The sequence below is a fragment of the Candidatus Benthicola sp. genome, assembly GCF_058719085.1.
The window spans coordinates 15,345-28,323 of record NZ_JBZQEK010000028.1; the positions used below are offsets into that span (position 1 = coordinate 15,345).

Sequence of the window (12,979 nt, forward strand, 5' to 3'; positions counted from 1 at the left end):
CGGGGCCGTCGATGACGGAGGGAGAGCCGAAGCGGACGGGGAATCCCGGAGCGGACCCGGGTTCGGTCCGGACCTTGACCGCGCCGGCGCTGCTCGTGGGGCTCCACGTGCTTCTGGCGCTTCTGGTGTTCGAACCGACCCTGTTCCCCGGGGCCGATGCAGGGCACTACATGGTCCTGGGCGAGGCGCTCCGCAGCGGTGCCGGGTTCCGGGACATCCAGCTCCCGGGTTCACCCCTGCACGCGAAGTTCCCACCCGGATACCCGGCGATTCTGGCGGTCGCCGGCTGGTTCGGCGGTCTTCAGCTCTTCAAGTTCCTCTCCCTGGCGTTCACTTCGGCCTGCGTCGGACTCACGTACCGGATCGCGGAGCCGCTCACGGGACGCCGGGGGGCCATGGTGGCCGCCGGGCTTCTGGCGGTGTCGCCGGTGTTTCTCGACTTCTCGCATCGGGTGCTCTCAGAGGCGGCGTTCACCTTCCTCGTGCTCGCGACCGTCGCGGCCACGTTGAAGAGCGGAAAGATCGGAGCCGCGGCGCTCGCGGCCGCGGCGGCCGCCTTCTTTACGCGGACCGCAGGCATCGCGCTTCTCGTCGCTCTGGCCGTCTGGGCACTGCTGTCGAGGGATCGACGGCGGATCGCCGCCGGCCTGGCCGTCCTCGTGGTGTGCGTGGCCGGGTGGGCGCTGTATCAACGTCTGGCTCAGCCGATGCAGCCGGGCTACCTGCAGCAGCTGATACAGGAGAACCCGTACCTGCCGGAAGCGGGCACCATCGGGCTGGCGGACTTTCCGATCCGGGCGGCCCGGAACCTGTGGCGATACGTAAGCTCCGAGCTTCCCGGGTCCTTCGGCTTCGCCACATCCCGTCGGGGGTCGGTCGCGCTCACGGCGGGGATCGGAGTGGTGTTGAGCTCGGCAGCGTTCGTCGGCTATCTCCGCTCGGCCACCGAGCGGCTCTGGCCGGCGCACGTGGTGCTCGCCCTGTACGTCGGCCTCATTCTCCTGTGGCCGTCCGTGTGGACGGATCGGCGGTTCCTGTTACCCGTGCTACCGCTCCTGATCGTGTTTGGCGTCCTTGGGGGACAGACGATCGCCGCGCGGGTTCCACGGATGGCCGGGGTGGCCGTCGCATGCGTCCTCGCGGGTGCCCCCGTGGCAGCGTCTCTCCACCGAATGGCCCTGCAGGTACCGGATCGAGTCGACTGTCAGGCCTCCTATCGGGCCGGGTCTCCCTGCGACCTTCCCCAGTATCGGGAGTTCTACGCGATGGGTCGCTGGGCGGCCGAGAACACGCCCGCGGGCTCGGTGATCGCGAATCGCAGTCCGGCGACCTTCTTTCTGTTTTCGCGGCGTCAGGGCGATGTGTATCCGTACTCGACGGACCCGGCGATCGTGATCGCCGGTCTGGATGCGATGGGGGCGGACTACGTGCTGGTGGATCGCCTGAGCGCAACCACGAGCCTGTATCTCATTCCGGCCATCACGGCTCACCTGGATCGCTTCGAGGTGGTGCACGCAGAGGGGGGGGAGGAAGGGACCATCCTGCTTCGGATGCTGCCGATGCCGCGCACAGCCGCCCTGTGGAGCGCTCCGTGAGGGTCGTACACATCACGACCGCCTTCCCGAGAACCGTCGACGACGCGATCACCCCGTGGCTGGTGGAGCTCGTGCGCCGGCAAAGGGAGGCGGGACTGGATGCCGTCGTCATGGCTCCGGCGTATCGTGGGGGACCGGGGCGGGAGTCCTCCGGTGTGCCGGTCTACCGGTTTCGCTATGCGCCCGGGTTCCTCGAAAAGCTCACACACGATCAGGCGGTTCCTGACCGGGTTCGCGACCGACCGGCGTACGGCGCCCTCATACCGGCCTATCTCGCGGGGGGGATGCATGCCGCCAGGCGCCTCGGCAGGGAAGGGGTCGACGTGGTGCACGTGCACTGGCCGATGCCGCATGCGCTCTTCGGCGCCGCCATGCGGAACGCAGCCGGCCCGGGCGCCGCCATGGTGAGCAGCTTCTACAGCGTGGAGATCCGCTGGGTCGATCACGGATTGCGCTGGCTGCGCCCATTTCTCGCGTGGACGATCCGATCGGCCGATGCGGTGACCGCGATTTCGCGTTCCACGGCGGAGGCGGTGACTCGGATCGCCGACCGGGACGTAACGATCGTGCCCTATGCCGCCGTGCTTCCAGAGGTCCGTGCCGCACCGGCGCGGGTGCCGTTCGGCGATCCGACCGCTCCCGTCCGTATCCTCTTCGTCGGCAGGCTGGTCGAACGCAAGGGAGTGGAAGTGCTGGTACGGGCGCTGGCGCGCCTGCGCCATTGGCGCCCGGCGGAACTCGTGATCATCGGTACGGGCAACCGCGAGGGTCACATCCGGCGCACCGCCGCGCTCGAGGGCGTGACCGAGCACGTCGAGCTCCGGGGCGCGGTGAGCGCCTCCGAGCTGGCGCGGGCCTACGGCGACTGTGACCTGTTCGTGCTGCCCGCGGTGGTGGACTCCCGGGGTGATACGGAGGGACTGGGGGTCGTACTGCTCGAGGCCATGGCCTACGAGAGGCCGGTGATCGCCTCGCGAGCGGGAGGCATCGTCGACATCGTGTCCGATGGGAAGACCGGGTGGCTGGTCGACCCCGGCGATGCGGAAGTCCTCGCGAAGAAGATCCATGCGGTCGCCGGGGCCCCGGAGGAAGCGCGGCTTGTGGCCCGGCGTGGCCGGCTGGAGACGGCCGAGAGGTTTTCGTGGGACCGGATCCTCGACGATACGAAGGTCGTGTATGCGTCGGCGCGGGAGGCGCGTCGTGGCGCGACCTGACCGGTACGAGCGCTTCACCGCGACGGAGGAATACCGGGCCGGTCGGCGCCGGAAGGCGCGGGTGATCGCTCATCTGTGCCGCCCCTATCTCACCGGAGACGCAGTGGCGGTGGATCTGGGGGCGGGGACGGGCATCATTCGCAAGACGCTCGAGGGCGAGTCGGGTAACGCCATCTATGGACTGGAAATCGATGGAGATTTCATTGTCGAGGCCGCCCGGATGGTCCGCGGGGACGTGCTCCAGATGCCGTTCGCCTCGGAGTGCCTCGACTTTGCCATGCTGAACCACCTGTACGAGCACGTGCCCGACGCGGGACGGCTCTTCGAGGAGACCTACCGGGTTCTGAAGCCGGGTGGGCACGCATACGTCACGGCCGGCAGCCGCTGGGCGGTCGTGGAGCCGCACTACCGGCTTCCGTTCCTGAGCTGGCTCCCCGCCGGCGTCGCGGGAGCGTACCTGCGGGCAAGCGGCCGGGGGACCTCGTACGAAGATGTCCGATTCCTGGGGTACCGGGCTCTCACACGGCTCATGCGCGCGGCCGGATTCATCGTCCGCGACGTGACGGAAGAGGCCATCGACGACCTGATCGGCGACACCTGGGGAAGCGGATGGGAGCGGGGCTGGAAGTCCTTTCGGCGGGTGCCCGCGCCAGCCAGGCGCAGCCTGCTGAGGATCGGATCTCCCCAGTGGTTCTTCTTTCTGCAGCGTCCGCCGCGGCCCGAAGACGAGCGGAAGGTGGCGTCGTGAGCGGCAACAAGAGCATTGGGTCCGACCGCAGAGTCACCTGGGCATTCCTGCTTTCGTCGCTGCTCGTGGTCGTCGTCTTCTACCGCGACTTCATCTTCGATCCCTCGGTGATGATGTACGGGGACGACATGATCAACGAGGGCTTCCAGCTGCGCTCGTTCGGGATCTCGGAGATTCGGTCCGGGCGGGGGTTCCCCCTCTGGAATCCCTTCGTGTACGGCGGGCAGCCTTATCTGGCGATCCTCCCGGGGCCCGTGTTCTACCCGAGCACGCTCCTCTATCTGGTCCTGCCTCTGTACCGGGCCATCGGCTGGACCTTCGTGCTCCATACCTTCCTGTCGGGGCTGTTCGCCTATCTGGCAGCCCGGTCGCTTCGGTTGGATCGGGCACCGGCGGTCGTGGCGGGCTTCTCGTTCATGCTCACCGGCTTCGTGGTCTCGACCCTGTATGGGGGGCACGACGGCCGGATGTTCGCTATGGTCCTGATGCCGCTGGCCTTCGCGTTGCTGGAGAGGGGGCTCTCCAGCGGGCGGTCCCGCTGGTTCGTGGCGCTCGGACTGGTGGTGGCCCTGCAGATCTTCACTCCGCACATCCAGCTCATGTACTACTCGGCGCTGGGTCTGTCCCTGTGGATGCTCATGCGTGTCGTCCAGATCGCCCGATCGGAGGGATGGCGGAGGGGCTCGCGGCTGGCGACGCTGTGGGCTCTGGCCTTCGGGATCGCGGGCCTCGTGGGGGCGGCGCAGCTCATTCCCACCCTGCACATCCTGGACGTGGCCGTTCGCGGAGGCGCCAGCGAGTCAGGATACGTCTTCGCCTCGTCGTGGGCCCTGCCTCCGCAGGAGCTTTCCGCCTTGCTGCTCCCTGATTTGATCGGCTCGCTGGAGACGTACTGGGGAGGCAACCCTTTCAAGCTGCACACGGAGTACCTGGGGGCGGTACCGGTGGGACTGGCGTTGTTGGCCCTGACGGGGATTCGCAGGGACACCCGCGTGCTCTTCCTGGCGGCGATCGCGGCCCTCGGCACCCTGTTCGCTCTCGGAGCGGCGACCCCGGTGCACCGGATCGCCTACCATCTCGTTCCCTTCGTCGGTCAGTTCCGGGCGCCCTCGATGATGCTTGCCCCGGTGACGCTCGCCGTAGCCATGCTGGCCGGCCTCGGCTGGCAGAGGGTCCTCGATCTGCGTCGTGGGGAGGGTGAGCTTCCGTGGGGCGTGTGGCTCGCCCTCGGTTCCCCCCTCCTTCTGCTGGGCCTCGCGGCCGCTCTCTCGCCAGAGGGTCTCATGCGGTGGGTCCGGACGGCCTGGTTCCCGGCCGACTGGCCGCGCGCCGCTCCCCTCGCCGCCGCGGGGGCCCTGCGCCTCAACGGGTGGCTCGTGCTCGCCGGATTCGGGGGCGTTTTCGCCTCGGCCTGGGCCGTGGCGAGGCGCCGCGGTCCCGAATGGGTGGTCGTGGCGCTTCTCCTGCTCCTGATCGCCGACGGGTGGCGTGTCGACGCCCGATATCTCCGAACGGTGGAGCAAGGGGCCGTCTTTCCGACCGATCCGGTCATCGAGCACCTGGGCTCGACTCTCGAGCCGGGCGAACGCGTGTTTCCCCCGGCGGGCATGTCCGGGTACGGAGCGAGCGAGCTCAGCGTTCATGAGATTCCGACCGTCACGGGGATCCAGAAGTTCCGGCTCGAGTGGTACGAGCGGTTCACCGGCGGCCTCGGCATGCAGAACGTCGGGACGCGTGCCGGTCTCGGGCTGCTGGACGTCGAGTTCATCGTGGCGGCTCCGGGCCTGGAGGCCGAGCTTCTCTCTCCGGAAGCCGAGGGCGACCGGGGCACGGCGTACCGGGTCCTCTCCCGGGTACCTCACGTCTTCTTTCCCCGCCGCGTCGAGGCGACGACGGATACCGCCGAGGCGCTCAGACGGGTGCTGTCGACCGACCCCACGGATCTGGCGGTCGTGGACGGCGAAGTGGCTCCACCGGCGGGTGAGGGCGTGGCGCGGATCCGGTCCTACGAACCGAATCGCATCGTTCTCGATGTAGAGGCCGCCCGGGGTGGGCTCCTGTTCTTGAGCGAAGTCTACTATCCGGCCTGGCAGGCCTCGATCGACGACGGGGCGGCCGAGGTTCTCAGGGTGAACACGGCCTTCCGGGGCGTCGTGGTGCCCGAAGGCACGCACGTGTTGACCCTGCGGTATTCCCCGTCGGAGTTTCGCGCCGGCTTCCTGCTTTCGGGTCTCACGACCCTGCTCGCGCTCGGCTGGCTGGCGCTCGGCTGGAGGCGGGTGACGTCCGGACGTGAGTCGCCGGAAGACGTGGGAGCGTCGTGAGCAGGGCGACGCTGCGCCGCCTGCTGTACGCCGCCTTCGTATTGGCGGCGCTCGTTTCGCTCGTGTTGCTTCTGGGTCGTCAGTCGAGTTCCCTGAGCGCGGGCCTCCGTTCCACGCGAGACTTTTCATGGACCTTCCGACCGTGGCCGCTCATCGGGGCCCTCGTGTTGGGAACGGCGAACCTCATCCTGATGGGCCTCGTGTGGGCGGGCCTGTTTCGAAGCAGCGGAGGGTCGACCGACCTGATCACTGCAATGAGAGTGTGGCTGGTCACGAACTTCGGGCGCTATATCCCCGGCAAGGTATGGCAACTCGGCGGGCTCGCCGTGTACATGAGGGGCCGCGGAGACTCGGGCGTGGCGGCACTCGTCTCGGCTGCCGTGTTCCAGGTGGTGGTCCTGGTCACGGGCGGAGCGGTCGCCGTGGCTACTCTGGGCGTCCAGTGGCTGGGGGCCGGGGGCGACTGGGTTCCCGGCGCCCTGGTGCTCGGCGCGTTGCTGATCGGCGGGCTGCACCCCCGCGTTCTTCAGTGGGCGGCCGCCCGCATCGGACGCTGGACGGGCGAGGGTGAGATCGTGGTGAGCATGGCACCGACCCGGATCGCGAGCGCCGCCGCCGGTATGCTGGTCGCCTGGGGAGGGTATGGCGTGGGCCTGATGCTGCTGATGCATGGCGTCGGCGTGAGCTGGCAAATAGCTGAAATTGCGACACTTACAGGCGTGTTTGCCGCAAGTTACGTCGCGGGCTACGTCGTTCTGGTCGCTCCCGGCGGCCTCGTGGTGCGCGAAGGGGCCCTGGCGGCTCTTCTGGTGGAGACCGGCGGACTCGCGCTCGGTGTCGCGGCCACCGTCGCCATCATCGCCCGTCTCTGGGTCGTGAGCACCGAGCTCGGGGCGCTGGGCCTGTCGATGGCGTGGCCCGACTCACATAGCGGGGAGGAAACGACGTGACGGCTTCGGATCGAGGCGATATCGGGCGCGACGGGAAGGGCAGGGCCCTGGTGGTGATGCCCACGTACAACGAGGCCGAGAACCTCGCCAGCATCGTTCCGGAGGTGCTGGCCGCCGACCCCCGTATCGATGTTCTCGTCGTGGACGATGCATCTCCGGACGGAACCGGGGCCGTGGCCGACGGACTGGCGGCGGAGAGCACGCGCGTGCACGCGATCCATCGGGAGGGAAAGCAGGGTCTCGGGAGCGCCTACCTGGCGGGCTTCGGATGGGGGCTGGAGAGGGGGTACGACTTCCTCCTCGAGATGGATTCCGACCACTCGCACGACCCGAAATACCTGCCGGATCTGCTCGGTGCGGTCGAGCGGGACCTGGACCTGGTGATCGGTTCGCGCTACGTGCGCGGCGTGAACGTGATCAACTGGCCGATGTCACGACTGCTCCTGTCGTGGTTCGCGAACAAGTACGCTCGAATCGTGACCGGGCTGCCGCTCTCGGATTCCACCGCCGGCTTCAAGTGCTTTCGACGTGAAGTACTGGAGGCGATCGACTTCTCGAAGGTGGGCTCGACCGGGTACGCATTCCAGATCGAGATGGACTTCCGGGCGTGGAAGAAGGGCTTTCGGGTCGGCGAGATTCCGATCGTGTTCGTGGATCGGGTCCAGGGAGAGAGCAAGATGTCGGGTCCGATCGTTCGCGAGGCCGTGTGGCGGGTCTGGGCTCTTCGATTCGCCGCCTGGTTCGGTCGGCTCTGACACGGGAGCCGAGGTCCGGTCTCTCGGTCGCGCGGTTCCTCGCTCGTGTCGGGGGAGACAGTTGGACCGGAGGGAACCGGAGCGGGTAGAGACACCCGTTCGCTAGTTTACATAATGTATGTTATGCGCCATCGGCCGGGGGTACCATTCCCCTGGGACCTCCAGGCTTCTACTGCTCGGTTCCGTCTTCGGGTGCGCTCCCCCCGGACTCCGCCGGAACTTCGGGTGGAGAGGCCTCATCGGGGGTCGCTTGCCCCGCTTCTGACGCCTCACCGGCGCCCGTGGCGCCCGGCGGCGCCGTGGATTCGACCGTCGGGACGTACCCGGCCGGCGGTGGCGCCCCTTCCTGTTGAAGGAGGCGCACCTCACCGAGCCGCACCGCATAGATCCGCGAGCTGCCGGGATCGTCTTCCACTTCCGATAGGAGTTGCTCGTACAGCCCCGCTGCCTGAGCGTACCGACCGGCGGTCGTGTGCAGCCTCGCCTGCTCAGCCATGGCGAGCTGTCTCTGGTAGTCGAACCGGGCATCCGAGCGGATCCGATCGTACCACTGATTCGCTCGCTCGAGGTCGCCGCCTTGCTCGTACGCGGTGGCGATCATTCGCATGGCCGTGTACCCGAGAGGATTCGAGGCCCCCTCGCCTGCAACCGGTTCGAGCGCCTGGACGGCCAGCCCGAGGCTGTCCCGACGGAGCTCCAGCTCGGCGAGGGCGACCCTCGCCTGGTCCGCATAGGGGGTGCTGGCGTACTGGTCGATGTAGATCCGGAGTTCGGAGCGTATCGTCTCCTCATCCGCAGACTGACTGCTGATCTGCAACTCCTGAAACCGCACGGACGCGCGATCGACCAGCTTGCTGCGGTAATCCTGGTAGTAGAACGCCGCGGCCACCACCAGAAAGAGCACGATCCCGCCAGCGATCACGGCTCGCCGGTGAGTTTCGGCCCAGGCGGCCGCCTCGATGATGCGCTCCGTCACGTGGTCTTCGGTATCCAGCTGCTGAGGCCGCCTCTCGCGGGCTATCTTTTTCGCCATGACTTGCCTGCTTCGCCTTTGATCCCACCGCCGGATCGGTCAGCCTGACCGGCGGTAATGTGGTCCGATAAACTGTTGTCAGTATGTACTATAGCGACATGTGCCTCGTGTATTACGTCAGATACGGGTCGTCGCGATTCCGCCTCGAGCGAAGCCCGTGGGCCGTGCCGAGCACAAGAAGGTAGGGTAAGCCCGGCAGCGCAGTCAATGTGAGGAGCCGTGCAGGATTCGTCGGTGGGCCCAGACGTACCCCGCCACGATGATCCCGAGTCCCAGGAGGATCCAGATGGCGTGATCTCGAACCAGGGCCTCACCGGCGTGGACGAGCTCTTCGTAGCCCATGTCGCGGGTCCCCTGCCCCACCGCGTAGCCCGCAAGGGTCAGAATGAGCACCCATATGCCCGCCCCGAGCCCGGTGAACAGCGAGAACCGGCCGAAGTGCATTCGGGAAAGGCCGGCCGGTATGGAGATGAGCTGCCGAACGGCCGGAATCAGCCTGCACACGAAGGTGGTGATCTCCCCGTGCCGCCGGAAGACCTCCTCCGCACGATCCAGCGCCTCGGGTGAGAGAAAGAAGTAACGGCCGTAGCGATAGAGAAAGGGACGGCCGAGACGTAGCGACAGTCCGTAGTTGATGAACGCCCCGATGAGCGAACCCAGGATTCCAGCCACGATCGCTACCGCGAGCGCCGTCTCCGGGTCAGCCGGAACGAATTCGCTGCGGGCGGCCATGAAGCCGGCCGGGATCATCACGATCTCCGAGGGAAACGGGATGAACGAGCTCTCGACGGCCATCAGCACGAGGACGATGAGAGGTCCCCACGTCCGTCCGAGATCGGCGCCGATCTGTACGTAGTGGAGAAGGACCTCGGTCATCGGCCCCACCTCGATTCCGCCGCCTCGATCACCACCCCTCCTGCCCCGTGAGAGGGACGAAACGGGCGCTGTCCACCGCTTCTTCCTCGGGCTCGCCGTCCGAGTTCAGTGTGAGGCGAACGAGTGACTGCTCCGTACCGTCTCCAACGGGAATGATGAGTCGACCGCAGCGAGCCAGCTGCTCGACGAGAGGCTCGGGGATGCGGGGTGCGGCGGCTCCGCACAGGATCACGTCATAGGGTGCGTGCTCGGGCCATCCGGCACTGCCGTCGCCCGTCCGCAGGGTCACGTTGCGTAGACCGAGTTCCCGGAGCCGCTCGGCGGCCGCCGCGGCCAGCTCCGCGACGGTCTCGATCGAGTACACGTGATCGGCCAGCTGGCTCAGCAGAGCGGTCTGGTACCCGGAACCCGTCCCGATCTCCAACACGCGCTCCTCGCCACTGAGTCCGGCGAGTTCGAGATGCAGGGCATGTGCACGGGGGCGCGAGATCGTCTGTCCGTGGCCCAGCGGCAGGGCCACGTCTTCGTAAGCCCGATGTCGGACGGCATCCGGAACGAACATGTGCCGGGGGATGGCATCGAAGGCGTGCAGGATGGCCAGGTCCATGACCCCACCCGCCTGGAGCGTCTCGATGAGCCGCCGCCGATCGCGCCGGTAGGATGCGTCTACGCGCGCTGGATCCACGATCGCACGTCGCTGATCAATGAGTAGTCGGTCAGATCGAGGTGGAGAGGGGTGACCGAGATATACCCGGCCTGCACCGCCCGGAAGTCCGAGTCGTCCCGGCCCGTCCAGCTCGACACGCCGCCGCCGATCCAGTAGTACTCACGACCCGACGGATCCTCGCGCCGGGTCAGAGAATCCGAGTAGACCCGCCGTCCCAGCGTCGTCACCCGAATGCCCTTCAGCTCCTCGGGCGGGATGTCGGGCAGGTTGACGTTGAAGAAGGTCTCCGGCGGGAAGTCCTCTCTCGCCACGAGCCGTCCGACCAGGTCGGTGAGTACCGAGGACCACGCAGGTATCCGGTCCGCAGCCCGGCTCGAGTAAGAAACCGCGATGGCCGGGATTCCGAGGATCGTGCCCTCCATGGCCGCGGCCACGGTACCCGAGTACAGGACATCCTCCCCCATGTTCGGACCGTGGTTCACGCCCGACAGCACGAAGTCCGGAGGCGACTCGAGCAACTGGTTGATTCCGATCAGCACGCAGTCCGTCGGAGTTCCATCGATGACGTGGTGTCCCTCGGGTGTGCGGGTGGCCCGGAGCGGTCGGTGAACGGTCAGAGAATGACTGGTCGCGCTCTGCTCACGGTCCGGAGCGACCACTCGGACCTCGCCGATCTCGGCCGCCACCCGGATCAAGGTCTTCAGTCCGACGGCATGGATGCCATCGTCGTTCGTGCAGAGAATCGTCGGACGTTCCACGGACGCGGGCTGGCTGTGTCCTCGGTCCGCGCTCATTCGCCCATGTTCAGGAGGTCGATGAGGCCGTCGGCCTCACGCCGAAGGTCGCGCACCGTCTCGCGATCCCATGCGACCCGGGCAGCCCGCGCCAGCTTCCCCTCCTTGCGCAGCTGGTCCAGCTTGTGTCGGGCTCCCTCGATGGTGTACTTCTCGGCGTAGAGCAGGTGCCTGAGCAGGTGAACGAGCTTGATCTCCTTGCGCCGGTATACTCGATTGCCCGCCCGGTTCTTGGATGGATTCAGAGCGGCGAACTGGGTTTCCCAGTAGCGGAGCACGTGGGGCTTGAGACCCGTGATCTCGCATACCTCGCCGATCGAGTAGTATTCCTTCGGGGCGATACGGTCGTCCACCGCCATCAGCTCCAGCGCTCGGGCTTGGGTTCTCTGGACATCAATCGGGCAAGGGCCCGTCTCGGATCCACGCTCTCGTAAAGGATGGAGTATACGGCATCCACGATGGGCATTTCCACCCCGAGGCTTCCTGCCAGTTCCCTGGCCGCCTCCGTCGTCCGGACTCCCTCGGCCACGGCCGTCATTCCGGCCAGCACGTCTTCCAGCTTCTCTCCCCGCCCCACGGCGAGTCCGACCCTGCGATTCCGGCTCAGGTCTCCGGTGCAGGTGAGAATCAGGTCGCCGACGCCGGCCAGTCCGGCGAGGGTCGCCCCATCTCCACCGAGCCGTTCGGCGAGGCGTCCGATCTCGGCGAGTCCACGAGTCATCAGGGCCGCCCGCGCATTGGTTCCCAGGCCGAGGCCGTCGCTGATTCCGGCGGCCAGCGCGATCACGTTCTTCAACGAGCCGCCGAGTTCGGTCCCGATCAGGTCGGACTGGGTGTACAGCCGAAAGTGCTCGTTCTGAAACAGCTTCTGGACTCGCAGGGCGCTTGCCTCATCTCGGGATGCCAGGGTGACTGCAGTGGGGAGCCGACGGGCGAGCTCCACCGCGAAGCTGGGTCCCGAGAGGACCACGCAGTGACCGGCCACCTCTGCCCCGAGGACTTCTTCGAGCACCTGGCTCATCCGGAGGTCCGTGTGAATCTCGATCCCCTTGGACGCGCTCACGAGAAGGGGCCGCCGCTCGCCGATGAGCGGTCGGGCCTGTTCCATTACCGGTCGGACGACATGAGACGGACTGACGGAAACGATGACCGTGGCATCCTCGAGCGCCTCCTCCATGTCACCCGTGGCATGCAGCTTCGGGTCGAGCTCGATGCCCGGCAGGTACTTCGCGTTGCGTCGGCTCGACATGATGTCGTCGGCCGTGGAGCTCTCGTAAGCCCACAAACAGGTCCGGTGGTCGTTGTAGGCCAGGACGTTGGCGAGTGCCGTGCCCCAGCTCCCGGCTCCAAGCACCGCGATCCGCTCGGTCGTGTCGCTCACGATCTCTCCCCTGCGGAGCCTGGACGAGACCGGCTCGTTCCGAATCGATTCTCCTCGCCTCGCACGAGTCGTCGAAGGTTCTGCCTGTGCGTCCACCACACGAACAGGGCGATCGCCGCGCAGAAGAGCACCGTCGAGGTTCTCTCATCCGTCATCCACGCCACGACGGGGACCGTCGTGGCGGCCGCGATCGATGCGACCGATACGTATCGAGTGATGACCACCAGCCCGGTCCAGACCAGCAGGCCGACCAGGGCCGACGTGGGAGCGAGGGCGACGAGGACGCCGGCGCCGGTCGCCACTCCCTTGCCCCCGCGGAAGCGCATGAAGATCGACCACACGTGTCCGGCGATCGCTGCCAGACCGTAGACCAGAGCGAGCTGGCCGACTGGGGATCCGTCCCAGGCCGGGAAGAAGTAGGCGGGCACGAATCCCTTCAGCACGTCGACCAGAACGACCGGGCCGCCCGCCTTGAGACCCATCACACGGTAGGCGTTGGTTCCACCGAGGTTTCCGCTGCCATGGTCCCGGAGGTCCAGGCCGTGCATGCGTCCGACCAGGTAGCTGGTCGGGATGGAGCCCAGCAGGTACGCGGCAATCGCCAGTAGAGCGACGCTCATCGGGGCTGCCGCCGACCGAACC

Annotated in this window: 13 protein-coding genes; 6 read left to right on the forward strand and 7 right to left on the reverse strand. The window is 67.2% G+C overall.

Features of this window, described 5'->3' with window-relative positions; all coding sequences use genetic code 11:
- Positions 1 to 11: 11 nt before the first annotated feature.
- From AC36XV_RS02290 to AC36XV_RS02315, 6 genes are read left to right on the forward strand one after another with little or no spacing between them, the layout of a single operon-like run.
- Positions 12 to 1,595, forward strand: coding sequence for an ArnT family glycosyltransferase (locus tag AC36XV_RS02290; RefSeq protein WP_492202052.1), 1,584 nt, complete (start codon positions 12 to 14; stop codon positions 1,593 to 1,595).
- Positions 1,592 to 2,809: a glycosyltransferase family 4 protein gene (locus tag AC36XV_RS02295; protein WP_492202053.1), complete on the forward strand. Its 1,218-nt coding sequence runs from the start codon at positions 1,592 to 1,594 to the stop codon at positions 2,807 to 2,809. Before AC36XV_RS02290 ends, AC36XV_RS02295 begins: the two co-directional genes overlap by 4 nt.
- Positions 2,796 to 3,557, forward strand: coding sequence for a class I SAM-dependent methyltransferase (locus AC36XV_RS02300; protein WP_492202054.1), 762 nt, complete (start codon positions 2,796 to 2,798; stop codon positions 3,555 to 3,557). Before AC36XV_RS02295 ends, AC36XV_RS02300 begins: the two co-directional genes overlap by 14 nt.
- Positions 3,554 to 5,881 carry a YfhO family protein gene (locus AC36XV_RS02305; RefSeq protein ID WP_492202055.1) on the forward strand — a complete coding sequence of 776 codons (2,328 nt, stop codon included), beginning with the start codon at positions 3,554 to 3,556 and terminating at the stop codon, positions 5,879 to 5,881. The genes AC36XV_RS02300 and AC36XV_RS02305 overlap by 4 nt, the downstream gene beginning before the upstream one ends.
- The gene (locus tag AC36XV_RS02310) at positions 5,878 to 6,831 is read left to right on the forward strand and encodes a hypothetical protein (protein ID WP_492202056.1); all 954 of its coding nucleotides are present in this window, start codon (positions 5,878 to 5,880) and stop codon (positions 6,829 to 6,831) included. The genes AC36XV_RS02305 and AC36XV_RS02310 overlap by 4 nt, the downstream gene beginning before the upstream one ends.
- On the forward strand, positions 6,828 to 7,586 hold the full coding sequence (locus AC36XV_RS02315; protein ID WP_492202057.1) for a polyprenol monophosphomannose synthase: 759 nt from the start codon (positions 6,828 to 6,830) through the stop codon (positions 7,584 to 7,586). The genes AC36XV_RS02310 and AC36XV_RS02315 overlap by 4 nt, the downstream gene beginning before the upstream one ends.
- Positions 7,587 to 7,755: 169 nt before the next feature.
- On the opposite strand, the gene AC36XV_RS02320 is transcribed toward AC36XV_RS02315, so the two are convergent.
- From AC36XV_RS02320 to plsY, 7 genes are all read right to left on the reverse strand, one after another.
- Entirely contained in the window at positions 7,756 to 8,619 is an 864-nt protein-coding gene (locus tag AC36XV_RS02320; protein ID WP_492202058.1) for a YfgM family protein, read from the reverse strand.
- A gap of 204 nt (positions 8,620 to 8,823) precedes the next feature.
- Entirely contained in the window at positions 8,824 to 9,495 is a 672-nt protein-coding gene (locus tag AC36XV_RS02325) for a DedA family protein (protein ID WP_492202059.1), read from the reverse strand.
- A 28-nt stretch (positions 9,496 to 9,523) separates the two neighbouring features.
- The gene (locus AC36XV_RS02330; RefSeq protein ID WP_492202060.1) at positions 9,524 to 10,180 is read right to left on the reverse strand and encodes a protein-L-isoaspartate(D-aspartate) O-methyltransferase; all 657 of its coding nucleotides are present in this window, start codon (positions 10,178 to 10,180) and stop codon (positions 9,524 to 9,526) included.
- Entirely contained in the window at positions 10,162 to 10,956 is a 795-nt protein-coding gene (surE, locus tag AC36XV_RS02335; RefSeq protein WP_492202061.1) for a 5'/3'-nucleotidase SurE, read from the reverse strand. Before surE ends, AC36XV_RS02330 begins: the two co-directional genes overlap by 19 nt.
- The gene (locus AC36XV_RS02340) at positions 10,953 to 11,309 is read right to left on the reverse strand and encodes a MerR family transcriptional regulator (protein WP_492202062.1); all 357 of its coding nucleotides are present in this window, start codon (positions 11,307 to 11,309) and stop codon (positions 10,953 to 10,955) included. The genes surE and AC36XV_RS02340 overlap by 4 nt, the downstream gene beginning before the upstream one ends.
- Positions 11,310 to 11,314: 5 nt before the next feature.
- Positions 11,315 to 12,337: an NAD(P)H-dependent glycerol-3-phosphate dehydrogenase gene (locus AC36XV_RS02345; protein ID WP_492202063.1), complete on the reverse strand. Its 1,023-nt coding sequence runs from the start codon at positions 12,335 to 12,337 to the stop codon at positions 11,315 to 11,317.
- Entirely contained in the window at positions 12,334 to 12,957 is a 624-nt protein-coding gene (plsY, locus tag AC36XV_RS02350) for a glycerol-3-phosphate 1-O-acyltransferase PlsY (RefSeq protein ID WP_492202064.1), read from the reverse strand. Before plsY ends, AC36XV_RS02345 begins: the two co-directional genes overlap by 4 nt.
- Positions 12,958 to 12,979: the final 22 nt, after the last annotated feature.